The organism is Natronomonas sp., from assembly GCF_046483325.1.
Taxonomy (GTDB): Archaea; Halobacteriota; Halobacteria; order Halobacteriales; family Haloarculaceae; genus Natronomonas.
Genome location: NZ_JAWODL010000036.1, coordinates 1 through 24,028 on the forward strand (window position 1 = coordinate 1; position 24,028 = coordinate 24,028).

Sequence of the window (24,028 nt, forward strand, 5' to 3'; positions counted from 1 at the left end):
GGTTCCGTTCTGGTAACTTATAACAGGAAATTCTCCCTCTCCGATGGGCACACAAACCAGTCCGGTAGGAGGTGCCGCCGAACTCGAATCCGCGGATCGCATCGAATGGGGATGATTCGTCCATATCTCGTGCTACGGTGACATGGCTCTTGAATCGTCCCCCTACATGATATGATCGAGTGCGTCCCGGATCGACGCGACCTCGACGACACGTCGCGATTGAACCGTCACGTCTCGATTGAACCGTCACGTCCGACGGATTGCCGGCAGAAACGATCCGTTCCGACGCTGCGAACGCTCGCCGAGCGCGGGCCTTCGCCTCGATGACACCGGCAGGAACCAACACTCCGTCGTCGTTCACAATGCCCGTGATCCGGGGTTCTCTTACAATTCGAAAGGGGGAGTTTTCTTGAGAGTGACCTCCTCCACGGCCTAAAGGCCGTGGCATCCGGCCACCGGATGACCGGCCTGCCAGAGCAGACCGTTGCGGTTCCAACCCGCACTCAGAGGGAACCGGCGACACACCGGGGGAGGTTTCCCTTTCTCCCTCACTATAGGGTTGTGGCCCGGTCACGCAGGCCCCATCGGAATCCGTGTCATCGCCGTGTGACGAACAGACCGCGTTCGTCACCGCCCCTTGTCTGTTGGGGGCCGGCATCTCACCGATTCCGTAGCAGACCCCAACACGTCAGGCCACATCAAAAACGTTCGGCTGGCCATCCAGTCGGGCCGCAGTACGGCGGTTCTCAGCGGGAGTGTCCGCTCAACCCCCGCCTGTTCGCTCCTCAGTTCCGACAGAGCGTCGGAACACTCGTCACTCACCGAAAGGCCGGAGTATGCGCTCGTATCTCTATCACGAATTATCTTTGAATCCAAGGTCTACGCCATCTACTACTCCAGTTTATTAAGGACAAATGACAAAACGGATGTCTGTGATATGCTAGGTATGCAAGCCGTCCTCGTCGACGGGATTCTCGAGGCCTTGCGAATAGGTGTCGGATTCCTCTGGACGGCGGCGTGGGCGATCATTATGGGGCTCACGGTCACGAGTCTCGTTCAGGTCTACGTCTCCAAGGAGCGAATGGCGCGGGTGCTGGGCGATGGTGACCTGAGCGGCCTCACCAAAGCGACCGCATTCGGGGCGGCGAGCAGCGGCTGCAGTTTCGGAGCCGTCGCGATCGGGAAGGGGTTGTTCAAAAAAGGAGCACACGCGGTGAACTTCTTCGCGTTCATGTTCGCCTCGACGAACCTCATCGTCGAACTCGGGTTGATGATTCTGCTCCTGCTGGGCTGGGAGTTTCTCGTCGCGGAACTGCTCGGCGGTCTCGTTCTCATCGCCGTCATGGCTGTCATCGTCCACTTTACGCTCCCGGAGAACCTGTTCGAGGAGGTCCGGGAGACGATCAACGAGCGCGACCGTGAATCGGGCGTCACCGAGGATCCCACGTGTGGGATGGAGGGTGACGAGGAGTACACGCTCACGACTGATGGGGGTGAGACGCTGCAGTTCTGCTCGGAGGGCTGTCTGGAGACCTACCGTCAGGAGACGTCCAGTCGTGGCGGGTGGCGCGACGAACTGCTATCGTGGGGTGGGTGGTACAAGATCGGAAACCAGTATCGCAAGGAGTGGTCGATGATCTGGAAAGACGTTATCGCGGGCTTTCTCATCTCCGGGGTTGTCATCGTCTTCGTCCCCCAGTGGGTCTGGAACACCCTGTTCATCGAGGGCGATGGCCTGCTCGTGATCGCCGAGAACGCGATTATGGGCGTCGCGATCGCCGTTATCAGCTTCGTCGGCAGTATGGGTAACGTCCCCTTCGCCGTCGCCCTCTGGGGCGGCGGGATCAGCTTCGCCGGCGTCATCGCGTTCGTCTACGCCGATCTCATCACGATTCCCGTGTTGAACGTCTACCGGAAGTACTACGGCTGGAAGATCATGCTGTACATCCTCGGCGTCTTCTTCGTGACGATGGCGTTCACGGGCTTCCTCATGGAGTTGCTGTTCGACGCGCTCGGCATCATCCCGGATCTGGCCGGCGGGGAGACAGCGACCGAACAGACGTACTTCGAACTCAACTACACGTTCTACCTCAACCTCATCGCCTTTGGGCTCTCCGGCTTTCTCCTGTACGTGTATCGGCGGGGACTCGGCGCACCCGGGCAGTACCGCGACCCCGTCTGTGGGATGCGAACCGATGATAGCGGGCCGAGTCTCACCCACGACGGCGAGACGTACTACTTCTGTTCGGATCACTGCAAGCGATCGTTCGAGAAGCGCCCTTCCGAATTTGCACATCAACACCCACAGCGTTCGAGCGCAGGGGAGTCCCAGAATCATGAACATCACTGAACACCACATCGCGTTTCCGCACGGTGGGCTCGCATTCTTCGAGGCCTTCTGGCGACCGGACACGGTAGGGCCCTGCAAGCGCAAGCAGGCCGATGAAGAGCGCGAATGTATAGAGATCTGTGAACCAAGCACTGCGTCCTTTGTGGCCATTCGTTTGAAGCGATTCGGAGCGGGACGCTCCGAATCGCCGTCCTCAGAATCGCCGTGCGATTCTGATGGGCGAACGAGCGCTCCGCTCTCGTGAACGCCTGTGGAGACTGCGCGCTCTGTGTCCTCAGTTGTGGATGCAATGCGCGTCGCGGAAACAGGAAGATCCACCCTCAAGCGCGAGCCGTCAGGCGAGCGGTAGGGTGAGGGAGTTCACCGGAGCCCTACTTTTCGATGATCGACTCCTCGACGGCCTCGCCGAAGTGTCGCGCCACGTCCTCGTAGCGGACGAGCACCTCGTCGCCGACCTCGATGTCGGTGATTGCCTTGCGACCGGACTCCGTGGCGATCTTGATAGTTTCGGCGTTCTGCAACAGCGTCTCGATCCGGTCGCCGTTTTCGAGTTCCGCCTCGACCCGGAACATCGGGCGCTTTTCGATCTTCGCGCGGCCGACGATCGCCTCGCGGGTGTTGCCGGCCGTGTCGAGGATCTGGACTTCGTCGCCTGATTTCAGTTCGGCGAGGTACTTCGTCCCGCCGTCGGGCGTGCGAACGTAGGCGTGGACCGCGCCGGCGTTGACGCGGAACGGGCGCGAGGCGACGTACGGCGAGTCGGCAGTTTCGGCGTGGACGAAAAACAGCCCGCGGCTCATCGATCCCACGAGCATCCCCTCGTCGTGATCGAGCATCGACGCCGTATCGACGCAGACCCGATCCGCAGAGCCGGTTTCCTCGAGATCGGTGACGGTCGCGTACTCGAGATCCAGCGTCTCGCGCTCGGTCGCGTTTTTGATCTCGACGGTCGCGCGGATCTCGTCGGGGTTGTCTGTGTCGAGCAACACCGCGTCCGCGCCGAGTTCGAGCGTCTCGAAGGCGGTCCGCGCCTCCTCGGCGTTCCGGACGCCGGTCACGAGATCCGTCTCGTCGCCGATTCGGGCGATGAGATTCTCCAGGGGGATGATCTTCCAGTCCTCGCCGACGACGATGGTGAAATCGGCGTCCCTGGCGGCCGTCTCGGCGAACGACTCGTACTCGGCGTTGAAGATGCGAACGTACGCGCCGCCGGGGCCGTCCGTTCGCCGAAGCGTCGTCAGATCCGCCGAACCGGAGAGATCGGAGGGGAGATCGACGGTCCCGTCGCCCTCGCCGTCCTTGCCGACGATGACGGCGTCGGGTTCCGGCGTGTCCTCGGTTTCGGCGTCCATCACGTGTACGTCGTCACCGGCGAAGGCGGCCACGTTGACCCGGCCGAGTTCCCTGACGCGGCCGACGTCGCGTTGATCGACCAGTACCCAATCGACGCCGGCTTCGAGACCGGCCGTGATGCGACGCTTTCGCGCCTCCCAATCGCCGACCTCGTCGTCGGCTTTCAGCCACACGGAGCGTGTCATATCTCGTCGGTGGCGGGGGCGGCTATTGAACGTGGCGGGACGACCGAGTGCCCCGAATCGCTGTGGTCGCCGCTCAGTCCGTCACGAACGTTCGTGTCGATATACGACACCGTTATTAACATCGCTCGTAATACGTGGATAACTCCATGATCGATCTCGACCTCGATATGCGGCAATACGACTGTCCGTTCATCGACACCACCGACGAGGTCGAAGTGAGCTTTTCGGCGATGCAGTGGCAGTTGGATACGAACCGAAAACAGCTCGAGACTCGGTTGTTGGTCGAGGCGGACTCTCGGGCGGCGCTCGACAACGGTCTGGAAACCCTGTGTGAACACCGCAACATGGCCGACTGCGCGACGCTGAAAAAACAAGGCAGAGTCGCGACGATCCGAACGCTCATCGAACAGACCGACGCGATGGGCGTCGTCAAGGATCACGGCGGTTACATCACGGGGCCGTTCAAAATCGAAGACGGCACGGAGATGTGGCACGTCGGTTTCGACGACGAGGTGACCGCCGATCGGGCGCTCTCCGAACTCGACGACGGCAACGACGTGGTCGTCGAGGGTCGGACGGAGCTGTCTATTACGGAGCTGTTCGACGTCATCGAGAACGCCGGCCCGGCCCACCGGTTTCTGGACAGCTGTCGGAAACTGACCGAGACCGAGCGAACCACCCTCGTGACGGCCGCCGAGGCGGGCTACTTCGAGACACCTCGGGCGGTGTCGCTCGAGGACCTCGCCGCGGAGTTCGACGTCTCGAAGACCGCCGTCTCGATGAACCTCCGACGAGCCGAGCGAAAACTGGTCGATTCGACGGTGGCTTCGATGCCGTCGATCCAGGGTATCGAGTAGTCGAGACGGGGCGTTCGACGACCGAACGTCTCGAAACTCGATTCGCACCCCACCGTCGCTCCCCTCGGTCGCCGAGACGTGCCACCGATGTGCCGCGGCGATCTGATCGACGATCGCGAGCCCCAGCCCCGTCGCCCCGTCGGTCGTCGAAATCCCCGGCGTGAAGCGGTCGCCGTACCCCCCAACTCGGGGCCGTCGCCGTCGTCTTCGACGTAGAAGCCGGCGGCGAGGTCACCGACCGTGACCGCGACTTCCTCCCCACCGTGTTCGATCGCGTTCCGGTAGACGTTCCGAAACGCCGCGAGGCCGCCCCTCGTCGGCCGTCACGACCGCCGTCGTCTCGACGCTGATCGACGCCTCGGCCGTCGCGATGCTCTCCCACGTCTCCGCCGCCACCTCGGCGATGTCGACCGGTTCGGGCTCCTCGACGGGGGTGCCTTGCGCCTCGCGCGTCCCGAGGTCGACGAGATACGCCTCCAGACGATCGAGCGACGCCGGGACCTGATGGAGTAACTCATCTTCGTCTTCCTCGTCGGCGTCGCCCGTCAGGACGAAATCGAGGTATCCCTGCGCGACGTTGAGGGGGTCGGGAGGTCGTGCGAAACGACGCTTCGGTACGTGTCGAGCCGATCGTGGCGGCGTTTGAATCGCCAGTCGACTTCGAATTCGTCGTCGCCGCCGGCGTGCACACGTTCTATCGTCTCACGGTATCTCGTCACATCAATATCCCCGTTTTCGCGGTATCAGCGGACTGCCTTTTAATATGCCGTCGATGGGTGTCGACGAACGGTAGCTAACGATCCACCGACGAAAATCCAGCCGGAGATCGTCGGTGGTCAGTGCGCATGACCGTGCCCGCCTTCTTCACCGATTACGAATTCGGAGGCATCACGCTCACCGCGTGCAAACTCCAGTACTCGTTCTTCGATGGCCGCTTTCTCAAAGATATCTTTATCGGTCAACAGTTGTTCGAACGCTGCGATCCATTGGCGATAATATACTGCCTCCGAGTCATCTTCTTCGTCCTCAAAGGCCCCAGTTTGGACCTGTTCGATGAGACGGTTCTGGAATTCGTTCCACTCGAACAACCCTTGACGGTGGAGCGTGACAACTATACTGAACGCCCGTGCTTGCCACGGCGTTCCGAAGACCAACTCGTTATCCTCCTGCGGCGGATTCGCCGAGAGTTTGATCTCTTCGATAGTTGGGTCCACGCTGTCCGTCATTGTAGTTCGTTAGCGTGTTTACCAGCCAGTCGCTCCACGCCGATCATCGAGTCTCGGGTAACTAGTTCGGCTAGTTCCTGCTCGCTCATCTCATCGGTTCCTTCGGGGCGTTGAGGGAGGACCATATACCGGACCTCGGCACTCGTGTCCCAAACCCTGATTTCGATATCGTCGTCGAGATCAACGCCGAACTCCTCCTGGAGCGTCCGGCGCGGGTGTTTAACCATTTTTGCCCGGTACGGTGGTGCCTTGTACCACGTCGGTGGAAGACCAAGCGTCGGCCACGGGAAACACGAGCAGAGCGTACACACGATGACGTTATGTACGTCTGACATGTTTTCGAAGACCTCCATATCGACGCCTTCGATCCCCGTATAGCCGAGTTCATCGAGCGCTGCGGAGGCATCTTCTAATAACCACTGTTTGTACTCCGGGTCGGTCCATGCCTTGGCAACTGCTCTGGCTCCATTCATCGGGCCGATGTCTTCCTCGAATTTACTAACGATCTCGTCGATTGCGTCCGTGGATGCCAATCCCTCGTCGACGAGCAAAGACTGGAGTGCTCTGGCTCGATCTTCCGGTTCAACCGTTTCGGTGGGGTGTGATTCGCTCATGAATGCTGACTTTGAGTGGTGTGTCTATTGTTCGATTCCGTTCGTGTTCGAGTTAGCGATACTCCGTTTCATACTGTCTCGATAGCCTTCTCCCACAAATCAATATAGATGCTACCGTTCTCCTCGGGATGACCTTCCCAAAGATCCTGTGGGAGAAACCGAACCGAGTAGAGGTATTCGCCGTCCGTTTCGTCGATGGCGGTTGGTGGCAGGTACGCGCCGCGAACCTGCTCGATAACCCCTTCCGCGCCTTCGGCATACGCCGGTCGACGTTTGTACTTTTCGAGAACGGCCTCGGTAAGTTGAACTCTTGTGCCCGGATCGAACCGAGGTTCCTCGGCGAGTTCGACGTCGACCTCGTCGTGGGAATGCGAGTGCGAATGTGTATGGCTAGTTGGCATTGGTTGGCTCAGGCTGCTTCTAGGTAGCTCTCCCAGAGGTCGATGTGGAGTACCTCGTTGTCGCCCGCATACTCATCTCCCCACAACTCTTTTGTATCGAACCGGACCGAGTAGACCGTCTCGGGACTCTCACCTTCTCCATGAGCGTGCGTATCGGGCAAGACGAACGTTCCTCGAACGTCCGCGATCTCACCCTGTGCCCGACGGACGTATTCCGGACAACGGGTATGCCCCTCCGGATGCATGTTTTTCACTCGGACTTGATCACCCGCCCCGAACGTTGGACCGATGGAGTCCCGCATTGCAGAAGCGCCCGTATCGATGAGATTGAGCATCTCTTCGGTCAGTTCTGGATCCTCACGCTCCGGGATCAGCGCCTCGGGATCGTCCGCGGTTTGGATCTGTTCGAGACGTTCGTCTAGCTCTTCCTCCGAGAGGACGCCCTTCTCTACCAGTAGCGTTTCCATCGCGCTCAGCCAGTGCTCATAATACGAGGAGCCCAGATAGTGCGCTGGATCCATCCGCTCGATTGCGTGCCTGAACTCATCGATATTGTACATCCCCTGCCCCATCGTGAGCGGGAGCAGCGCGAAAATGTCTTCCTCCCATTCCTCGTGGAAATACGGCTCGTCTTCCTCCCGTTTGATCTGCCCGACACCGTCGGTACCGCCGAGATCGTGGACTCCATCCATGATATCACGCTCTATTTGGCTTATGTTACCAATAAACAATATATCTTTCTATCAGCCCACACGTTGGCTCCCACAGCTACAAGCTACGGCTTTCGAGCATACTCTCGATTCTCCGATAAGATCAGGTATCGAAATCGTCAACTCGGATGTTGAATGACTCGGGACGCTCAGTTGAAACGTCTCGTTCAGTTGTCGGACCCGCCCGTTGAAACATCCAAGCGTGGAGGCTAGCGAGAATAAACCACAATCCGATCTGGCCGAACGCAACGATCCCTTGGTAAGCGGTGATGAACTGCGCTGGGAGTTCACTACTCGTGGAGTTTTCGGGAGCAACTACGGTTACCCCGATGAGAATGAGAAACGGACCTCCGGCTACAATATAAGCACTCAACCGTCCTCGGTTGTCGCGGACATAGTTGTAAACGTACCCCGCTGTGCCACATGCCAGTAACCCCACTCCCGCAAAGATCACATACCAAAGAACGCGAGCGCTCGTTGGAACCGTCTGTTCAACCCCGGGCGGGAGGGGCGGAAGCACGAGCCAAGGGCTTCCGGAAACGGTGATAAATCCCGCCATGCCGAGAAGGTAGCTCTTGGTTCCACGTACTCCTGGGATCGCCGGCTCAAAAAAGTAGTAGACAGCACCGAACGTGAGGATACCGAGAAAGATCCCCCAGAGAATGCCTCCTCCGACGCTAACCACGACGGTCGTCGTCTCCGAAACAACCGAGGTCGTCGCCTCTTGATGGCCCTGATGTCCCGGCTCGAATGACTCCGCCAACGATACTAGAGGAGTGACGACTAATAGAGTAAAAATTCCATATGCGATCCCGCCGCCCACGCCTACTAACAGTCCTCGCCGCAAATGACTGAACAGCATCTTCTAGTCCCAGATCACTCTTACATGCAGGTTATCCCGGTACCGTGACGGAAATGGTGAAACGATTCGTGTACTAGCGGTTCTTGCATGAACAAGAGGACGAATCCGATAGCCAAGACTAATCCGAGTCCGATAGCAATCTGGGTCGGCGTAAGCGTTGTTTGGGCGTGGTTAAATCGGTCATGGACAGTTTCGCTCATTGCTGTAATACCTCTTATCTTGTGGAAAGATAACATACAACATAAACTTTTTGCTGAAAAAACACGACATCCCGCTTTCGGTTGCATGAAGGGTCTGTACACGCTGTTATCTAGGGTATCCGTTTTCGCTTTTACCCGGTCGATTGGAACTCGACTATCCTTGATCATGCGATCATTAATCCGACCGGAGCGGTGGGGCTACCTCCGGAGGCTGTCGTGTGTCCGTTACTTGTTCGTATGCATAAGCCATCTCGATCAAGCGATGCTCGTCGTAGGGCGTCCCCAACAACTCAACCCCAACAGGGACGCCATCGTCGGTTAATCCGCCGGGAACTGAAACGGCTGGACACTGGGTTTGTGCTCCGATGGGTGTATTTGTCGGGAAGTTAGCAGTCGTATAGCGTTCACCGAGTTCCGAGATCTTCGGCGGGATTACTTGGACATCGGGAAAAACGATCGCATCGAGGTCGTCGGCAGCGAACGTATTTAATACGTCCCGCCGGAACGTCTCTTGACCGAGTGAGTTCTTCCAAAAGTCGAGTTCCTCCTCAGGTTCGTCCGTCGTCTCCGCAATATCCTTGATCAGGTCGAGGTCTTCGTGGTATGCCCCCGCTTCGTAGATCCCCTTCACGGAGTCGTATGGAATATCTTCCCGGTCGGCGAGGAATTGGTTGAGATAAATAGAACCGTAGTAGCCGTACACCGTCGTCTCCGCTACCTGCTCGTCGATGTTTGGAATTGTTACTGGATCTACTAATTCCGCGCCTGCATCAACAAACGTCTCGAGTGCGGATTCAACGATATCGTTCACCGGTGCCGCGCTTGAGTCGTCTTGATCGCCAAAAACGTCGCGTAACACGCCGATACGTTTCCCGTCGAGTCCATCATCGTTCAAATAATCAGTGTACGAATCGATGTCGATCTGCGAAACAGCCCCCGTCCAGTCGTCCTCGGGATCGTATCCAACGATTGCATCCAAAAGATATGTCATGTCAGTAACCGTCCGTGCCATCGGTCCAGCTGTATCCTGTCGAGGTACGATCGGTGAAAAACCAGTCCGGCTTATAAGCCCGGTCGTTACGCGGATACCGAATAAATTACAATTCGCTGAAGGGACACGGATCGATCCACCGGTATCTTCACCGATACCGATCGTTCCGAGGTTGGCAGCTACGCCTGAACCGGTCCCAGCACTTGATCCACCGGGATCCCGGTCGAGATCGTACGGGTTTTTTGTTTGCCCTTGCTCCGAGGAATACCCAAAGTACGCTGAAGCCCAGTCCGGTATATTGGTCTTTGCCAGAACGATCCCCCCAGCGTCTTTGATGTTTTTTACGACGGTTGAATCCGTACTTGGGATATAATCCGTACAGGCTTCGGAGCCGAACGTCGTTCTGATTCCGGCAGTTTCAGCCTGATCTTTCATCAGAACAGGAATACCATGTAGGGGACCTACAAGACCATCCGCTGACAGGATTTCGTCCAACTCGGCTGCCCGGTCGATCGCATCCTCATTGATCGTCACAATTCCGTTCAACTCCGGACCATTCCTATCATATGCATCGATCCGAGCGAGGTATCTGCTCACGAGTTCTTCGCTCGACAGATCTCCCGATACCATTGCATCGTGTATCTCGTCGATCGTTGCTTCTATCAACTCAAACTTTCCAGTCATTATATCTGGATCGCATTACCATGCGTGACATTATATACCTTGACATAGGCATGGTGGATCATCATCTGCACATATTTATATAATAATGCTGATAATTTTCGGTGATATGGTTGTTGCGTTTCACTGCTGAAAGTACTCGCCTAGCAAAACTATCGGCTAACTTAATTTTTCACCAAAGTATACGGAGAAAACCTCGCGTTTTAGCGCGGAGAGGATGTCAATTTGCCACGCACGGTGCGTCGAAGTTAAATCGAGCTACTCCGGGGCATCATTTATATTTTCACCAAAATAACAACATGCTATGACCTGGCATGTCTCGATACCGACCGAGAGCTACGAGCGCGCTCGTGAGGCGTTCGAGTGGGACCTCCCCGACAACTACAACGCCGCGCACGATCTCGTCGGCAAACACGACGATCCTGACAGCGCCGCGCTGTACCAGGCGTATCCCGGCGGCCGCCGCGAGACGTTCACGTTCGCCGACATCGATCGACGATCGAACCGACTCGCGAACGCGCTCGCCGAGTTGGGCGTCGGCCGCGGCGATCGTGTCGGCGTCGTGTTGCCGCAGGTTCCGGCGAACCCGGTCACGCATTTGGCCTGCTGGAAACTCGGTGCGGTCTCGATGCCGCTATCGGTGCTTTTCGGTCCGGACGGCCTCGGCTATCGGCTCGACGATAGCGGGGCGACGGTCGCCGTTGTCGACGGCGACAACTACGAGACCGTCGATGCCGCCCGCGACGACTGCTCGGAGCTCGAACACGTCCTGGAAGTCGACTGGCACGGCCGCGGGTATCACGACTCGGCGACGCCGTTCGAACCGCTCGTTCAGGAGGCCGATCCATCCTTCGATCCCGTCGACACCGATCCAGACACGCCCGGCGTCATCATGTACACGAGCGGCTCGACGGGGAAACCGAAGGGCGTCCTCCACAGCCAGTCGGTGTGGGTCGGCCACTGCCCGGCCTTCCAGATGTACTTCGGCCTCGACCTCTCGGAGACGATCTGTTGGACGCCGGCGGACTGGGCGTGGATCGGTGCGCTGGGCGATCTGCTCTTTCCGGCCTGGCACTACGGCCGACCCGTGGTCGGCTATCCGATGGCGGGGTTCGACTCCGAGACCGCCTTCGAACTCATGGCCGAGTTCGACGTCACCTCGGCGTTCCTCCCGCCGACGGCGATCCGGATGATGATGAACACCGACGCCGACGCCTACGATCTCTCGCTCGATGCGATCTGTTCGGGCGGCGAACCGCTGACCTCGGAGATACTGGAGTGGGCCGACGACGAACTCGACGGCGTCGCCGTCAACGAACTGTACGGGCAGACCGAGGCGAACCTCCTCGTCTGTAACTGCCAGGAGTGGTTTCCGGCGATTCCCGGCAGCATGGGGAAGCCGGTCCCGGGACACGACGTCGGTGTGGTCGATCCCGACACCGGCGAGGAGGTCGCCGTCGGCGAAGTCGGCGAGATCGCGGTCGAACGCGGTGACGATCCCGTGATCTTCGAGGAGTATTGGGACCGCCCGGAGAAGACCGCCGAAGCGGCGGTCGGGCGGTGGCATTTGACCGGCGACCTCGGTGAGCGCGACGAGGACGGCTACTTCTGGTTCAAATCGCGCGACGACGATCTCATCATCACGAGCGGCTACCGGGTCGGTCCCGGCGAGGTCGAGGACGCGATCCTCGAACACCCCAAGATCGAGCAGGTCGGCGTCATCGGGATCCCCGACGAGACTCGCGGAGAGATCATCAAAGCGTTCTGTCAGCCCGTGGCGGGCGTCGAGGGGAACGATCTCTTGGCCGAGTCGGTCCGCTCGCTGGTCAAGGAGTCGCTCGCGAAACACGAGTATCCCCGCGAGATCGAGTTCGTCGACGAGTTGCCGACGACGACGACCGGGAAGATCCGGCGGACGGACCTGCGCGAGGGGACGTGACTCGAGTCGCTCGTCGCCGGCCCCACAACGCATTTGCGTACGCATCCCGTATTGACGCACGATGACAACGACGGCCTACGACCGGTGGGCCTTCGATCTCGACGGGACGCTCGTCGACGTCGAACCGGACTACATTCAGGACCTCCTCGGGCGGGTCGGCGATCGACTCGGCTACGGCTTTTCGGAGCGACAGGCCGAGATCATCTGGCACGGCTTCGACGGGGAGCGAAGCGATCACCTCGACGCGTGGGGCGTCGACTCGGAACGATTCTGGACGGTCTTCCACGACGAAGAGGATCCCGAGGCGCGCGCCGAGGCGACGTTTCTCCACGAGGACGCGACCGTCGTCGGAGAGATCGACGCGCCAACGGTGCTCGTCACCCACTGCCAGCAGTACCTGACCGAACCGGTGTTGGAGACGTTGGACATCGGCGATTGGTTCAACGCGGTCGTCTGCTGTACGGCCGAAACCGGCTGGAAGCCCGATCCACAGCCGGTGCAGGCGGCGCTGTCGGCCGCTGGCGCACGCACGGGGCATGGCATCCTCGTCGGGGATACGCCCCAAGACGTCGGCGCGGCGTGGAACGCGGGGCTCGACGCCGCACACGTCGAACGCCACGGCCACGAGCACCGAGGCTGCTGTGTCGTCGGTGATCACCGGGTCGGTCGAATCGACGAGTTGGCCTACTCGTAGCGCTCGTCGTCGAGGGGCCGTTCGAACTCGCCCTTTTCGATCCGTTCGATGACCGTATCGAGGACCAGCCCCTCACCGGTTTCGGGATCCGGTACCGCGAACCTGACCCGGATCCGGCCGCCGTCGTCGTTCGAGATCTCGAGGATGTCCGCGTCCGACGGGTAGAGGTACTCCGCATCGAGCGTCTCGATCGAGTCTTCGTTTCGAGCCATACGATCGGCGGTAGGGCGTCGATCGAATTCTGCGTTTCGCCGATCGTCGGGTTTCTGCTGCCTCAGACCGACCCGACGTCCTACCGTGGACCCGACCGACACACTTTTTAGGCTACCCTAAAATAATACGATACGGCGTCGTCGGGTGGATCCATACCGTTCGGATGTGGGCATCACTTCCTCCCGTCGTCGCGCCGTTCGGTAATCACTGCTGTCCCACCTATCGGTGTCGAGGCCGCTTGCACGGATTCGACACCCCATATCGCTAAATTTTTTAGGTCGGCCTAAAATATGGCACCAATGGAAGACACGAACCGATCCAGCCAGGACATCTGCGTCGTCGTCCCGACGATCCGGGAGTACGACTGTATCCGAGCGTACGTCGATAACGCCCGCGAACACGGGTTCGACACCTCGCGATTGTTCGTTTTGCTCGTCACCGAGGACTTCTGTGACACCGACGACATGCGCGCGATGCTCGACGAACTCGACGTAGCGGGCGCCGTCTTCGACGGGACGCGCCGCGATGAGTGGTACGAGTCGCGCGGCGTCGCCGAGTACGCACACGTCGTCCCGGCGGCGAGTCACGCCGAGACGAGCTTCGGGCTCCTGTACGTGTGGGCCAACCAGCGCTTCGAGTACGGCGTTTTTATCGACGACGACACGCTCCCGCACGAGGGCGACTTCTTCGGTCGCCACATGCGAAATCTCGCCTTCGATGGGGAAATCGAACGCGTCAGCTCCGACGAACAGTGGGTGAACGTTCTCTACCAGCGCGCCGACGAGCACGGGCTGTACCCCCGCGGGTACCCCTACTCGGCGATGGACGAGACCGTCGAGATCGACACGGTCGAAATCGACGGAGGCGACGTGGTCGCCTCCCAGGGGTTGTGGACCAACGTTCCCGACCTCGACGCGGTCCGCATCCTGATGGACGGTGACCTGCAGGGGCAGGCTCAAACGCGGACGACGGCCCACGATTTCGAGCGCGATTTCGTCGCCGAGCGCGGCAACTACCTCACCGTCTGCTCGATGAACCTCGCGTTCCGACGGGAGGTGATCCCGGCGTTCTATCAGCTCCCGATGGACGACAACGCGTGGGAGGTCGGTCGCTTCGACGACATCTGGAGCGGCGTCTTCCTCAAACGCGTCTGTGACATCCTCGGTGGACGGATATACAACGGCCGACCGCTGTGTGAGCACAACAAAGCGCCGCGGTCGACGTTCGACGATCTCCACAACGAGGTCGCGGGATTGGAACTCAACGAGCACCTCTGGAAGCTCGTCGAGGACGTCGACCCGGGCCTCCCGGACGCGGGACGGACTCCAAACGACTACGCCGCGGTCTTCGAGGCGATGGCACACCGGCTGGCCGACGGCGAGTTCGACGAGTACCGAAACGGCGAGTTCTTCAACCACGTCGGCGCGTACATGCTCGATTGGCTCGACTGCCTCGACACGCTCGCGTCCGTCAAAACGCCGGCCGTCGCGGACGATTAAAACGATGAGTATAAATATATTTAGGTAGACCTAAAACCATGCACGACACACATAATACGTGGAGACAGGGGCGTCGGCGCTTCCTCGCGACCGCGGGCGCGGTCGGGGCTGCCGGTCTTGCCGGCTGTTCGGGTATCCTGGGCGGCAACTCGGCCGAGCCCGACGACCTCTCCGATTCGCCGATCGGTCAGATCGGATCCGGGCGCGAGGGCCGGGACGCCCCCGGCGGCGTGCCGATGAGCGATATGCCTGCTCTGGAGGGTGAACTCACCGTCTACTCGGGGCGAGGCGAGTTCCTCGTCGGCGATCTGGTCGGCTACATCGACGACCTCTACGACGACTTCGAGTTGACGGTCCGATACGGCGGCTCGACGGATCTGGTCAACCAGATCGTCAACGAGGGCGACGGCTCGCCCGCGGACGTGTTTTACTCCGTCAACGCCGGCGCGCTCGGCGCGCTCGCGGACGAGGGGCGGACTGGACCACTCGACGAATCCGTCCTGGAAATGGTCCCTTCGGAGTTCCGTACTGACGAGTGGATCGGCACTTCCGGGCGGGCGCGGACGGTCCCGTACAACACCGACGCGTACGCCGCCGATGACATGCCCGACGACATCATGGTCTACCCCGAGGAGTTCGACGGCGACCTCGGGTGGGCACCGTCGTACGGGTCCTGTCAGGCGTTCATCACCGCCATGCGACTCCTCGAAGGCGAGGAAGACACCCGCGAGTGGCTCGAGGGCGTCCTCGAGGCGGGGATCACGGAGTACCCGAACGAGTTCGCCGCCTGCGAGGGGGTCGCTACCGGCGAGATCGACGCCGCGTTCGCGAACCACTACTACATCCAGCGGGTCATCGACGGAAATCCCGAGGCGTCGATCGCGACCGCGTTCACCTCCGGCGACGCCGGTGCCGTGTTCAACGTCGCGGGCGCCGCCGTCGTCGACACGGCGACCGACGCGACGCTCGCGAGTAACTTCGTGCGCCACCTCCTCTCGGCGGAGGCGCAGGACTACTTCGCGCGATCCACGTTCGAGTACCCGCTCGTCCCCGACGTCGACCCGATCGGCGACCTCCCGTCGATAGACGAACTCGACGTCTCCGACGAAATCGACCTGACGCAGCTTTCGGACCTCGAACCGACCGTCGACCTTATGCGCGACGTCGGCGTGCTCTAGACCCGACGCGACGTGTTGCCTCCATCGCCCCGTACCCGGTTTCGACGAGTCACCGAACGGCTCGACATCGTGGCCGCCGCCGTCGCCACCGTGGCCGGGCTCGCCGTCTTTGTCGTCTCGATGACCGTCTTCGCCTACCATTCGAGCAACCACGACGAGGGCGTCTATCTCCTGCAGGCCGGGCTGCTTCTCCAGGGGCAATTCGAACTCCACGCCGGCGACCTCGCGGGCGCGTTCCGGCCGTGGTTCTTCATCGAGGACGGCGGGCGACTCTACCCGAAGTACGCGCCCGTTCCAGCGGCGATGTTCGCCGTCTCGATGGCGCTGTTCGGCGAGCCGCGGGTGACGCTTGCGGCCGTCGCCGCGGCCAATGCGGTGCTCGTGTACGTGCTCGGTTCGATGGCCTTCGACCGACGCGTCGGCGTCGTCGCCGCGGCGCTGTTTGCGGCCTCGCCGCTCGCGCTCGTGACCACGTCGGCGTTTCTTCCCTACGCGCCGACGACGACGTTGAACCTGCTCTTCGCCGTCGCGTACCTCCGCAGCGTCCGCGACGAGTCGATCCTCGCCGCCGCCGTCGCCGGGGGTGCCATCGGGATCGCCTTCTTCGCTCGACCGCTCACCGCCGTGCTCTTTGCGCTGCCGTTCGTCCTGCACGCGCTGTATTCGCTCGCCCGCCCGATCTCGGAGGGCGACATCTCGATCTCCCATGTGCTCGTTCGACGCGGACTCACGGCGTTCGTCGGCCTCTGCTTCGTCGGCGTGACGCTCGCGTACAACGCTCGAATGACCGGCTCGCCGTTCGTCTTCCCCTACGAGGCCTTCGCCCCGCGGGACGGGCCGGGGTTCGGTACGCGTCGAATCCTCGGCCACTCGGTCGACTACACCCCGGGGCTGGCGCTCGAAGCCAACGGTTACGCGCTTCGATACCTCGCGACGCGGTGGTTCGTCGCGGGCCCGATCGGGACGGCGCTGGCGGTCGTCGGAATCGCGCTCACGGCCCGGGCGTGGCTCGGATCGAGGCGGACGAATCAGCCGGGCGATCGCAGTTTCGAGCGAATCACCGGACTCCTTCTCGTCGGTCTCCTCGTCACCGTTCCCGTCGGGAACCTATTCTTTTGGGGGAACTACAACCTGCTGGCGACGATGTCCGATCCGACTGACGGACTCGTCTCGCAGTTCGGTCCGTTCTATCACTTCGATCTCCTCCTCCCGCTGTCCGTCTTTGCGGCCGTCGCGGTGATCGCGGGCTGGGATCTGCTTCCGACGTTGCGACGACGGATCGACGCGACGCTGTCGCCGCGGGTTGGGCGGGTGGTCGTCGCGTTCATACTCATCGGCTCACTCGTCGGGTTCGGCGTCGCGGCCGCGGCGGCCGTCTCGACGCCACTCGATCGGAACGCCGCCCACGCTGACAAGTACGCGGCCGCCTACGAACCCATCGAGACGACCGAGCTCGAGGACGCGCTCGTCTTCCTCCCGACGCCCTACGGGGAGTGGCAGAACCACCCGTTCCAGTACCTCCGAAACGACGGCGGCTTGGACGGCTCGGTCGTCTACGCGCTCGATCGCGACCCCGACGAGGACTTCGCCGTCCTCGACGCCTACCCGAATCGGAGCTACTACCGGTACGGCTATCGCGGCGAGTGGACGCCGGACGCCGATCGCCACGTCACGCCGAAGCTCGAATCGCTGGACGCGCGGCGCGGCGAAACGCTGGCCGGCGAAACCGTCGTCGGCGTTCCGCCGCGCGTCGAACGGGCGACGGTACGACTCGAAACTGACGGCGGGAGCGCCGAGTACGCGATCGTCGAGCCCAACGAGTCGATCACCGTCCCGTGGTCGATCGACCGAGATGCAGCCAGGTTCGACGCCATCGAGACGGATCGATCGGTTCGAGTGGGCGAACACGACGTCGTCGTTCTCACCGTCACGCTCACTCAACCCGACGGCGGCACGCTCACGTACCGTCAAGAGACGACCGTCAGAACCGACGCCGACGGCGTCGAAGCGATCTGGCCGCCCGAGCGTTCCGTCTGCCCACTCGTCACCGACTGCGGGAACGAGGGGACGTATCTACCCGATGACCCCGACGCCCATCGCGAGGGCGTGTTCTTCGAGACGCGACTGGAGTCGCGGGCGTGATCGACGGAGGTACTCGAATGGCCCCCGACGTTCACGACCGGACGATCGGCTTTCGAGGAGTCAGTTCTCGGTTACCCTCAACTTTCTCCAGACCAGGTGGTAGCACCACCGGGAGAGTTGGTAGGCCGTCCGCACCGGGGATAACACCGGTTCTGATTTGATGTTGGACACGCTCTCGGTAACCCGCTGTTGGGATCGACCGATGATCGAAGGGTTCAGCATCTCGTTCGTGTCGTAACAGAACACCGGCCGGTTCGTCTCCCGACAGATCTCGGCCGCTTGGCTCGGGTTGCTTTCGATGAAAAGGTCCGCATCGGTCGAGTTGTACACATCTGCTTTATATTGGCCGTAATTGCCCTGCTTCCGACGGGTTTCCATGTCCGGGACGTCCATCATTACGAGCGAGTCGTACTTGATGTCGTGTTCGTCCAACCATCGCTCGGTCTCGGGTCGGTACTTCTCCAGTCTCGACGTAACCAGCCACCCGATACGTTGTCTCGGAACGATATTCGGCTCGACGGTCGTGAGGAACTCGCGGTAGTTGGATCCGTCGTCGTTTTCTTCGGACGTCGGATCGCGACAGAGGACCCCATCGATGTCCACACAAAAATCACTCAGTTTCGTGTGATGGAGGATATTCCACTCGAACACGCGTGGTGAGGGAACGACCTCGCTCCAGTAATCGACGTATTGGTGTCCACGCGGAGAGACGTACACTGCGGCGAACGCGAGATCAAACGGGAACTCGTGCTCCGCGAGTCGCTCGCGAGTTTCGGTCATCTGCCCTCCGGTCAACACGGAGTCGTCGACGACGAGCACCGAATCGAACTCCTCGAGTGAGTCACGGCGTTCGAATCTGGATCCGGTGTCGAATATCTTTCCCTCGCAGAGCCCCTCGATGTCTGTCATCGGCACATCGAGGTGAAGACACAGAAGGTTTGCTGTCAAGAGGCCACTTCTCGGGATGCCGACGACCAGATCGATATCCCGCGGGAGGCTCCGTGCGAGTCGGTGCGTGTCCGCGTTCATATCTTCGACGGTCTTGTAATTCATATGAACGAGACAGTATCGAATAGAGTATTGTTATGGAGACTATACGGCGCATAATCGCCTATTAATTGGAGGTGAACCGCCTCGGGGTCACGCCCCGAGGCACTCGGCCTGCTCCGCCAGTAGACGCCACAGCTCACCTCCCGATGAGTGAGTCGTTCAACAGCGCTTCGACTACTCGTCCGACGGACTACCGAAACCGCTCTCCGAGACACACCTTCACAATCGATTTCGCAATGGCGAGGCCGCCCTCGATCGGGTCGAGTTTCGTCTCGCCGGCGCGCTCGCGGTAGGCGATCGGCTGCTCGCGGATCTCGTAGCCCCTCATTAGCGGTCGGATGAGCAGTTCGGCCGACAGGCCGGTGTTCTCGGTCCACTCGATCGATTCGACGACCTCCCGTCGGTACGCGCGCATCCCCGTCGTGGTGTCGTGGATGCGCTCGCCCATCAGCGCGCTGGCGATCGCAGCGAAAGCGTGGTTTCCGAAGCGGTTGAACGCGGGCATCGCCTCGGCCCCGTGGTAGAGTCGGTCGCCGCTGACGACGTCGTAGCCGGCGTTGATCGCGTCGAGGAACTCCGGCAACTGCTCCATCGGGTAGGTGTCGTCACAGTCGGTCGTGACGACGATCGGCCGATCCGGTGTGAGGATCGCCTCGCGGACGGCGACACCGTATCCCTGCGGTTCCTGATCGATGACGCGGGCGCCCTTCTCGCGAGCGATCTCCGGCGTTCGATCCGACGATCCGTCGACGCAGACGACCTCCGCGTTCCCGTCCGTGACCTCGTCTATGTCGTCGATCACGGTCGCGATCGCGGCCTCCTCGTTGTAGGTGCCCATCACAACGCTCACGTCCTCGAAGGTGTACGCGTCCCGCGTGTCACTTGTCTCCGCATTGGCTGCCTCCACGTCGCTACCGTTCGCCCGCTGTATCGAACTCATTGGCACTCGTCTCTCCCGCAGGCGCTTAAGTTTTTAGGTTCACCTAAAACAGCCGTTACAGTGTATCACGAATGTTCTCCACGGCCCTCAGTGCGAGGGCGGCGATCGTGAGCGTCGGGTTCATCGCGCCGCCGGTGGGGAACGCACCGCTCGTGACGAGCCAGCAGTTCCCCAAATCGTGGGTTCGCAGGTGCGGATCGACGACGCTTTCGTCGGGGTCGGCCCCCATCCGCGTCGTGCCCATGTGGTGATAGGCGGGGCCGGTGTTGTCCGGGCCGACCCGCCAGGTGATCTCCGCGCCCAACTCCTCGAGGATCGACCGCTGGATCTCGTTCGCCCGCTCGATCGTCCGCAGGGCGCGATCGTCGACCGACCAGTGAACGTCCGGCACCGGCCGACCGTGGTCGTCCGTCCGATCGCGGTCGAGGCCGACGTAGTTGTCCTCGCTGGGACGTTGTTCGACGAGCGCCCCCATCCCAATGTGGTTACCGTACGATTCCCGAAGCTGATCGAGTAGATCGTCGCCCCACGTCTCGCCCGACAGCGCCGTTTCGACCGGTGAGGGGCCGTCGTAGTTGAAGAACTCCAGTTTGAACGGCCCGACGTCCTCGTCGGCCTCGCCGTAGAACTGATCGCACGCGCTCGTGTAGAACCCGACGTGGTTCTGTCTCGTTGGTTCATCGAGGACACCGCCCATGCCGGCAAAGAGGTGATCCATGAAAAACTTCCCGACGAGGCCGCTGGAGTTCGCGAGGCCGTCGGGGTAGTGGTCGGACTCCGAGCACAGCAACAATCGCGGTGTCTCGACGCCCCCGCAGGCGACGACGAACGCGTCGGCAACCTGTCTGTGCTCCCCACCGTCGGGGGTCGCGTAGACGGCCGCTGTCACTCTGTCCGCATCGTGTTCGAGCCGCTGGACCGGTGCGCGGTCGATCACCGTCGCCCCCTTGGATTCGGCGCGCTCGACGTGGACCGTCGCGTCGTACTTTGCGCCCGACGGACAGACCGGCTGGCAGGTCCCGTAGCCGACGCAGGCCGATCGACCGTCGTATGACTCCGAGTTGCGGGCGTTCGGCACCGAATGCATGTCGATCCCCAGGGCCTCGCAGGCCTCCGCGAACAGGCCGTCGCTGTAGGAGGGCGCGAACGCCGTCATTGGAAACGGCTCCTCGCGGGGCGGCGCGTAGGGGTTGTCGTCCGCGCCCGCGATGCCCAGCTCGCGCTCGGCGTCGGCGTAGTAGGGACGAAGATCCGCGTAGTCGATCGGCCAGTCGGTCCCGACGCCACGGACGCTGGCGGAGTTGAAGTCGTCCTCGTGTAGCCGCATCACCATCCCCTGCCAGTGTAGCGTCGAGCCGCCGATCCCCTTGACACGGGCGTGATTCAGCGGGTAGAACCACTCGCCAGAGGCCGAGTGAGCGTCGCGCTCGGGATCGCCGTCCCACACGGCCGGGCGGTCGTAAGCCGGGCGGATCGCTTTCTCTTGGCGCTCGATGCGGTCAGCGAAATCGAATCGTGGCCCGGCGTCCAAAACGACCACCTCGTACTCGTCGGCGAGCCGATCGGCGACGAGGCCGCCCGCCGGTCCCGCGCCGACGATGCAGACGTCGGCGTTCGCTACCGGGGTCCGGCCGTTCGAATCGGGACTCATCGCGGCCCCCGTCGGTAGCTCTCGATGCCGCCGGGGTAGCCCTGCGGATTCTCGATGCCGACCAGTTTTCCGCCCGTCGGCGAGGCGTACAGCGCGAGCAGGAGTTCGTTGACCACGTAGTACCGGATCCGTTCGGCCGTCGTGCCGTCGGGGTCCTCGTCGGCGGTGTCCGCGCCGATCTCCCGGAGAAGGCTATCTCGATTGGCGGTTGACAGTTTCACGAAGCGGTCACCGTACCACGCTATTGCGCGCTCGTCGAGTTCGGTGACCCCCTCACCGATGGCGTTGGCGTGTTCGGGACGGTCGAGCCGTCCGTCGAGAAACGCGTCAACGAACCCATCGATTCCCGAGATTTCCCGGGGGTAGAGGACGACCGCAGCAGCCGAGAGCGTCTCTCGAATCTGCTCCTCGTCGACCGGTGGCCCGGTGTCGGGATCCGACCCCCCCTCGCGCTCACGCCGACTCCGGGCGGCACCGTATGCGACCGCGCCGGTCGCTCCGATCGCGGCCAACGCAGCGGTCGCGTCCCGTCTCGTCAGCTCCATATCTTATTTAGGCCCACCTAAACTCTTATACCCGTCGGAGTGTTTCGATCGAACTAAACCGCTCGGAGCGTTTCGACCGAAACGAAGACGCCAGTCATCGCTTCACCTCCGTCCCCACCATGACTCAACCGATCGAGAACGACGCCGACTCATCGACCCCTTCGTTACCGGTGGGGCTGACGCTGCTTTCGGGCACGATCGCCGTCGCTCTGGTGTTTCCGCTCGTCTGGCTCCTCATCGAAGTCCTGACCGTCGAGCCGTCGCGCGCTCGCGACCTCGTGTTCAGTGCCGGCACCGCCGAGGTGCTTCTCAACAGCCTGCTGTTGATGGGCGGCGTGACTGTCGGTTCGATCCTGTTGGGTGTCCCGCTCGCGTATCTGACCGTCCGAACTGACCTTCCGTTCCGTCGGTTTTGGTCGGTCGTCGCCGCGTTGCCACTCGTCATCCCCAGCTACGTCGGCGCGTTCGCGTTCGTCTCCGCGTTCGGCCCCCGCGGGGAGTTTCACTCGCTTTTGGCTCCACTCGGTATCGGGCGACTCCCGGAGATATACGGCCTTCCCGGGTCGGTGTTCGTGATCACGCTCTACACGTACCCCTACGTCTATCTCACCACGCGCGCCGCCTTGGTCTCGTTCGACACGCAGTTGATCGACGCCGCGCGGACGCTCAACTACGGCAAGTGGGACGCGTTTCGTCGGGTGACGCTGCCGCAGATCCGCCCCGCGGTCGCCGCCGGCGCGCTGTTGAGCGCGCTCTATGCGATCTCGGATTTCGGCACCCCGGCGATCATGCGCCTCTCCGTGTTTACCCGTGAGATATACGTCGAATACAACTCCTTCGGCCGGGAGTACGCCGCGTTGCTCTCCATCCAACTCCTGTTGCTCGTCCTCCTCGTCCTCGTCTTGGAGTGGGCTATCCGCCCCGGCGAGAACGTCAAAGGCGGCGGCGCCGACCACGACGGCACCCGCGTCCGGTTGGGTCGGTGGCGCTGGCCCGCGGCGTTGCTCCCCGCGGGCGTCTCCGTCATCGCGCTCGCTGTCCCCGTCTGGATCCTGCTGTTGTGGCTGTTCCGGACGGACACTGCACGACAACCTTCGCTGGCTTTCGAGTGGGTCCAAGCGCTCAACTCCGTCGGCGTCGCGGCTGCTGCAGCCGTCGTCGCGATGCTGTTTGCACTGCCCGTCGCGTACCTCGCGGCGATCCACGACTCACGCCTCGCGACGCTGTTCGAGCGGGCGACCTACGTCGGCTTCGCGGTGCCGGGCGTCGTCTTGGGGCTCGCGTTGGTCTTCTTCGGCGCGGGCTACCTCCCGAGTCTCTACCAGACGCTGCCGCTCTTGATCTTCGCGTACGTCGTCCGATTCGTGCCCCAAGCGGTCGGGACGACTCGAACGTCGATCCTGCAGATCGACTCGAAACTCGTTGAGGCCGGTCGCACGCTCGGCGAATCCCCGCTCGGGGCGTTCAGACGAATCACGCTGCCGAACATCCGATCCGGACTCGTCGCCGGCGCTGCACTCGTGTTCTTGACGACCATGAAAGAGCTACCCGTCACGCTCATCCTCCGACCCTCGGGGTTCGAAACGATCGTCACTCAAATCTGGCGAGCCCAAGAGTCCGCCCTCTATCAGTACGCGGCGATTCCGGCGCTGCTTTTGCTCCTCATATCCGGGCTGTCAATGGTCGTTATCCTCGCCCAGGAAGGCGACGAACGGGGTCTGTGAGCGCTCGCTCGAAGCCGAAAGGA

Annotated in this window: 22 protein-coding genes and 1 pseudogene; 9 read left to right on the forward strand and 14 right to left on the reverse strand. The window is 61.6% G+C overall.

The genetic code is table 11. The features are described 5' to 3' along the window. Positions 1–946 precede the first annotated feature (946 nt). Together R6U53_RS10205 and R6U53_RS10210 are read left to right on the forward strand one after the other, a co-directional pair. Positions 947–2,350, forward strand: coding sequence for a permease (locus tag R6U53_RS10205; RefSeq protein ID WP_410322257.1), 1,404 nt, complete (start codon positions 947–949; stop codon positions 2,348–2,350). 244 nt (positions 2,351–2,594) lie between these two features. After that, a pseudogene (locus R6U53_RS10210) lies at positions 2,595–2,699 on the forward strand (RNA-guided endonuclease TnpB family protein); the annotation flags it as partial. A 22-nt stretch (positions 2,700–2,721) separates the two neighbouring features. Here R6U53_RS10210 and R6U53_RS10215 read toward each other — a convergent pair. Further along, positions 2,722–3,888 carry a 3-dehydroquinate synthase II gene (locus R6U53_RS10215; protein WP_410322258.1) on the reverse strand — a complete coding sequence of 389 codons (1,167 nt, stop codon included), beginning with the start codon at positions 3,886–3,888 and terminating at the stop codon, positions 2,722–2,724. Positions 3,889–4,034: 146 nt separating this feature from the next. Here R6U53_RS10215 and R6U53_RS10220 point away from each other — a divergent pair, with 146 nt between their 5' ends. Next, positions 4,035–4,745 carry a helix-turn-helix domain-containing protein gene (locus R6U53_RS10220; protein WP_410322259.1) on the forward strand — a complete coding sequence of 237 codons (711 nt, stop codon included), beginning with the start codon at positions 4,035–4,037 and terminating at the stop codon, positions 4,743–4,745. Between the two features lie 231 nt (positions 4,746–4,976). On the opposite strand, the gene R6U53_RS10225 is transcribed toward R6U53_RS10220, so the two are convergent. From R6U53_RS10225 to R6U53_RS10260, 8 genes are all read right to left on the reverse strand, one after another. Then, the gene (locus R6U53_RS10225; RefSeq protein WP_410322260.1) at positions 4,977–5,141 is read right to left on the reverse strand and encodes a hypothetical protein; all 165 of its coding nucleotides are present in this window, start codon (positions 5,139–5,141) and stop codon (positions 4,977–4,979) included. Between the two features lie 440 nt (positions 5,142–5,581). After that, positions 5,582–5,971 (reverse strand): nitrile hydratase accessory protein, encoded by a 390-nt coding sequence (locus tag R6U53_RS10230; RefSeq protein WP_410322261.1) that lies wholly within the window; start codon positions 5,969–5,971, stop codon positions 5,582–5,584. Beyond that, complete coding sequence (gene nthA / locus R6U53_RS10235; RefSeq protein ID WP_410322262.1) at positions 5,968–6,585, reverse strand: nitrile hydratase subunit alpha; 618 nt, start codon at positions 6,583–6,585, stop codon at positions 5,968–5,970. Before nthA ends, R6U53_RS10230 begins: the two co-directional genes overlap by 4 nt. A gap of 68 nt (positions 6,586–6,653) precedes the next feature. Further along, positions 6,654–6,986: an SH3-like domain-containing protein gene (locus tag R6U53_RS10240; protein ID WP_410322263.1), complete on the reverse strand. Its 333-nt coding sequence runs from the start codon at positions 6,984–6,986 to the stop codon at positions 6,654–6,656. Positions 6,987–6,994: 8 nt separating this feature from the next. Beyond that, the gene (gene nthB / locus R6U53_RS10245; protein WP_410322264.1) at positions 6,995–7,678 is read right to left on the reverse strand and encodes a nitrile hydratase subunit beta; all 684 of its coding nucleotides are present in this window, start codon (positions 7,676–7,678) and stop codon (positions 6,995–6,997) included. 121 nt (positions 7,679–7,799) lie between these two features. Beyond that, a complete protein-coding gene (locus R6U53_RS10250; protein WP_410322265.1) occupies positions 7,800–8,558 on the reverse strand; it encodes a CbtA family protein in 759 nt (252 codons plus the stop codon). A 20-nt stretch (positions 8,559–8,578) separates the two neighbouring features. Beyond that, positions 8,579–8,926, reverse strand: a complete 348-nt coding sequence (locus R6U53_RS10255) for a CbtB domain-containing protein (RefSeq protein ID WP_410322266.1) — start codon at positions 8,924–8,926, stop codon at positions 8,579–8,581. A gap of 7 nt (positions 8,927–8,933) precedes the next feature. Then, positions 8,934–10,433 (reverse strand): amidase, encoded by a 1,500-nt coding sequence (locus R6U53_RS10260; protein WP_410322267.1) that lies wholly within the window; start codon positions 10,431–10,433, stop codon positions 8,934–8,936. Positions 10,434–10,734: 301 nt separating this feature from the next. On the opposite strand from R6U53_RS10260, the gene R6U53_RS10265 reads away from it, so the two are divergent. Further along, positions 10,735–12,369 (forward strand): acyl-CoA synthetase, encoded by a 1,635-nt coding sequence (locus R6U53_RS10265; RefSeq protein ID WP_410322268.1) that lies wholly within the window; start codon positions 10,735–10,737, stop codon positions 12,367–12,369. Positions 12,370–12,430: 61 nt separating this feature from the next. Continuing rightward, positions 12,431–13,063 carry an HAD family hydrolase gene (locus R6U53_RS10270; RefSeq protein ID WP_410322269.1) on the forward strand — a complete coding sequence of 211 codons (633 nt, stop codon included), beginning with the start codon at positions 12,431–12,433 and terminating at the stop codon, positions 13,061–13,063. Here the strand turns inward: R6U53_RS10270 and R6U53_RS10275 are convergent. Then, positions 13,054–13,275 carry a hypothetical protein gene (locus tag R6U53_RS10275; protein WP_410322270.1) on the reverse strand — a complete coding sequence of 74 codons (222 nt, stop codon included), beginning with the start codon at positions 13,273–13,275 and terminating at the stop codon, positions 13,054–13,056. The two genes, R6U53_RS10270 and R6U53_RS10275, sit on opposite strands and share 10 nt — an antisense overlap. 300 nt (positions 13,276–13,575) lie before the next feature. On the opposite strand from R6U53_RS10275, the gene R6U53_RS10280 reads away from it, so the two are divergent. From R6U53_RS10280 to R6U53_RS10290, 3 genes are read left to right on the forward strand one after another with little or no spacing between them, the layout of a single operon-like run. Then, positions 13,576–14,775 carry an alpha-1 4-glucan-protein synthase gene (locus tag R6U53_RS10280; protein WP_410322271.1) on the forward strand — a complete coding sequence of 400 codons (1,200 nt, stop codon included), beginning with the start codon at positions 13,576–13,578 and terminating at the stop codon, positions 14,773–14,775. Positions 14,776–14,813: 38 nt separating this feature from the next. Further along, the gene (locus R6U53_RS10285; RefSeq protein WP_410322272.1) at positions 14,814–15,953 is read left to right on the forward strand and encodes an extracellular solute-binding protein; all 1,140 of its coding nucleotides are present in this window, start codon (positions 14,814–14,816) and stop codon (positions 15,951–15,953) included. Positions 15,954–15,968: 15 nt separating this feature from the next. Next, positions 15,969–18,095 carry a glycosyltransferase family 39 protein gene (locus tag R6U53_RS10290; protein WP_410322273.1) on the forward strand — a complete coding sequence of 709 codons (2,127 nt, stop codon included), beginning with the start codon at positions 15,969–15,971 and terminating at the stop codon, positions 18,093–18,095. Between the two features lie 60 nt (positions 18,096–18,155). Here R6U53_RS10290 and R6U53_RS10295 read toward each other — a convergent pair whose 3' ends face one another. The 4 genes from R6U53_RS10295 to R6U53_RS10310 all read right to left on the reverse strand — a co-directional run bounded on the left by R6U53_RS10295 (position 18,156) and on the right by R6U53_RS10310 (position 22,281). After that, the gene (locus R6U53_RS10295; protein ID WP_410322274.1) at positions 18,156–19,124 is read right to left on the reverse strand and encodes a phosphoribosyltransferase family protein; all 969 of its coding nucleotides are present in this window, start codon (positions 19,122–19,124) and stop codon (positions 18,156–18,158) included. 211 nt (positions 19,125–19,335) lie between these two features. After that, positions 19,336–19,983, reverse strand: coding sequence for a dolichyl-phosphate hexose transferase (locus R6U53_RS10300; RefSeq protein ID WP_410322284.1), 648 nt, complete (start codon positions 19,981–19,983; stop codon positions 19,336–19,338). A gap of 157 nt (positions 19,984–20,140) precedes the next feature. Beyond that, positions 20,141–21,736 (reverse strand): GMC family oxidoreductase, encoded by a 1,596-nt coding sequence (locus tag R6U53_RS10305; RefSeq protein ID WP_410322275.1) that lies wholly within the window; start codon positions 21,734–21,736, stop codon positions 20,141–20,143. Continuing rightward, entirely contained in the window at positions 21,733–22,281 is a 549-nt protein-coding gene (locus R6U53_RS10310; protein WP_410322276.1) for a gluconate 2-dehydrogenase subunit 3 family protein, read from the reverse strand. Before R6U53_RS10310 ends, R6U53_RS10305 begins: the two co-directional genes overlap by 4 nt. Before the next feature lie 119 nt (positions 22,282–22,400). On the opposite strand from R6U53_RS10310, the gene R6U53_RS10315 reads away from it, so the two are divergent. Then, positions 22,401–24,005, forward strand: a complete 1,605-nt coding sequence (locus R6U53_RS10315) for an ABC transporter permease (RefSeq protein ID WP_410322277.1) — start codon at positions 22,401–22,403, stop codon at positions 24,003–24,005. Positions 24,006–24,028: the final 23 nt, after the last annotated feature.

Bases quoted from the DNA above. Each gene is read 5' to 3' on its own strand.
- R6U53_RS10205 (WP_410322257.1), top strand. From the start codon at position 947: ATGCAAGCCGTCCTCGTCGACGGGATTCTCGAGGCCTTGCGAATAGGT.
- R6U53_RS10215 (WP_410322258.1), bottom strand. From the start codon at position 3,888: ATGACACGCTCCGTGTGGCTGAAAGCCGACGACGAGGTCGGCGATTGG.
- R6U53_RS10220 (WP_410322259.1), top strand. From the start codon at position 4,035: ATGATCGATCTCGACCTCGATATGCGGCAATACGACTGTCCGTTCATC.
- R6U53_RS10230 (WP_410322261.1), bottom strand. From the start codon at position 5,971: ATGACGGACAGCGTGGACCCAACTATCGAAGAGATCAAACTCTCGGCG.
- nthA (WP_410322262.1), bottom strand. From the start codon at position 6,585: ATGAGCGAATCACACCCCACCGAAACGGTTGAACCGGAAGATCGAGCC.
- R6U53_RS10240 (WP_410322263.1), bottom strand. From the start codon at position 6,986: ATGCCAACTAGCCATACACATTCGCACTCGCATTCCCACGACGAGGTC.
- nthB (WP_410322264.1), bottom strand. From the start codon at position 7,678: ATGGATGGAGTCCACGATCTCGGCGGTACCGACGGTGTCGGGCAGATC.
- R6U53_RS10250 (WP_410322265.1), bottom strand. From the start codon at position 8,558: ATGCTGTTCAGTCATTTGCGGCGAGGACTGTTAGTAGGCGTGGGCGGC.
- R6U53_RS10255 (WP_410322266.1), bottom strand. From the start codon at position 8,926: ATGATCAAGGATAGTCGAGTTCCAATCGACCGGGTAAAAGCGAAAACG.
- R6U53_RS10260 (WP_410322267.1), bottom strand. From the start codon at position 10,433: ATGACTGGAAAGTTTGAGTTGATAGAAGCAACGATCGACGAGATACAC.
- R6U53_RS10265 (WP_410322268.1), top strand. From the start codon at position 10,735: ATGACCTGGCATGTCTCGATACCGACCGAGAGCTACGAGCGCGCTCGT.
- R6U53_RS10270 (WP_410322269.1), top strand. From the start codon at position 12,431: ATGACAACGACGGCCTACGACCGGTGGGCCTTCGATCTCGACGGGACG.
- R6U53_RS10275 (WP_410322270.1), bottom strand. From the start codon at position 13,275: ATGGCTCGAAACGAAGACTCGATCGAGACGCTCGATGCGGAGTACCTC.
- R6U53_RS10280 (WP_410322271.1), top strand. From the start codon at position 13,576: ATGGAAGACACGAACCGATCCAGCCAGGACATCTGCGTCGTCGTCCCG.
- R6U53_RS10285 (WP_410322272.1), top strand. From the start codon at position 14,814: ATGCACGACACACATAATACGTGGAGACAGGGGCGTCGGCGCTTCCTC.
- R6U53_RS10295 (WP_410322274.1), bottom strand. From the start codon at position 19,124: ATGAACGCGGACACGCACCGACTCGCACGGAGCCTCCCGCGGGATATC.
- R6U53_RS10300 (WP_410322284.1), bottom strand. From the start codon at position 19,983: ATGGGCACCTACAACGAGGAGGCCGCGATCGCGACCGTGATCGACGAC.
- R6U53_RS10305 (WP_410322275.1), bottom strand. From the start codon at position 21,736: ATGAGTCCCGATTCGAACGGCCGGACCCCGGTAGCGAACGCCGACGTC.
- R6U53_RS10310 (WP_410322276.1), bottom strand. From the start codon at position 22,281: ATGGAGCTGACGAGACGGGACGCGACCGCTGCGTTGGCCGCGATCGGA.
- R6U53_RS10315 (WP_410322277.1), top strand. From the start codon at position 22,401: ATGACTCAACCGATCGAGAACGACGCCGACTCATCGACCCCTTCGTTA.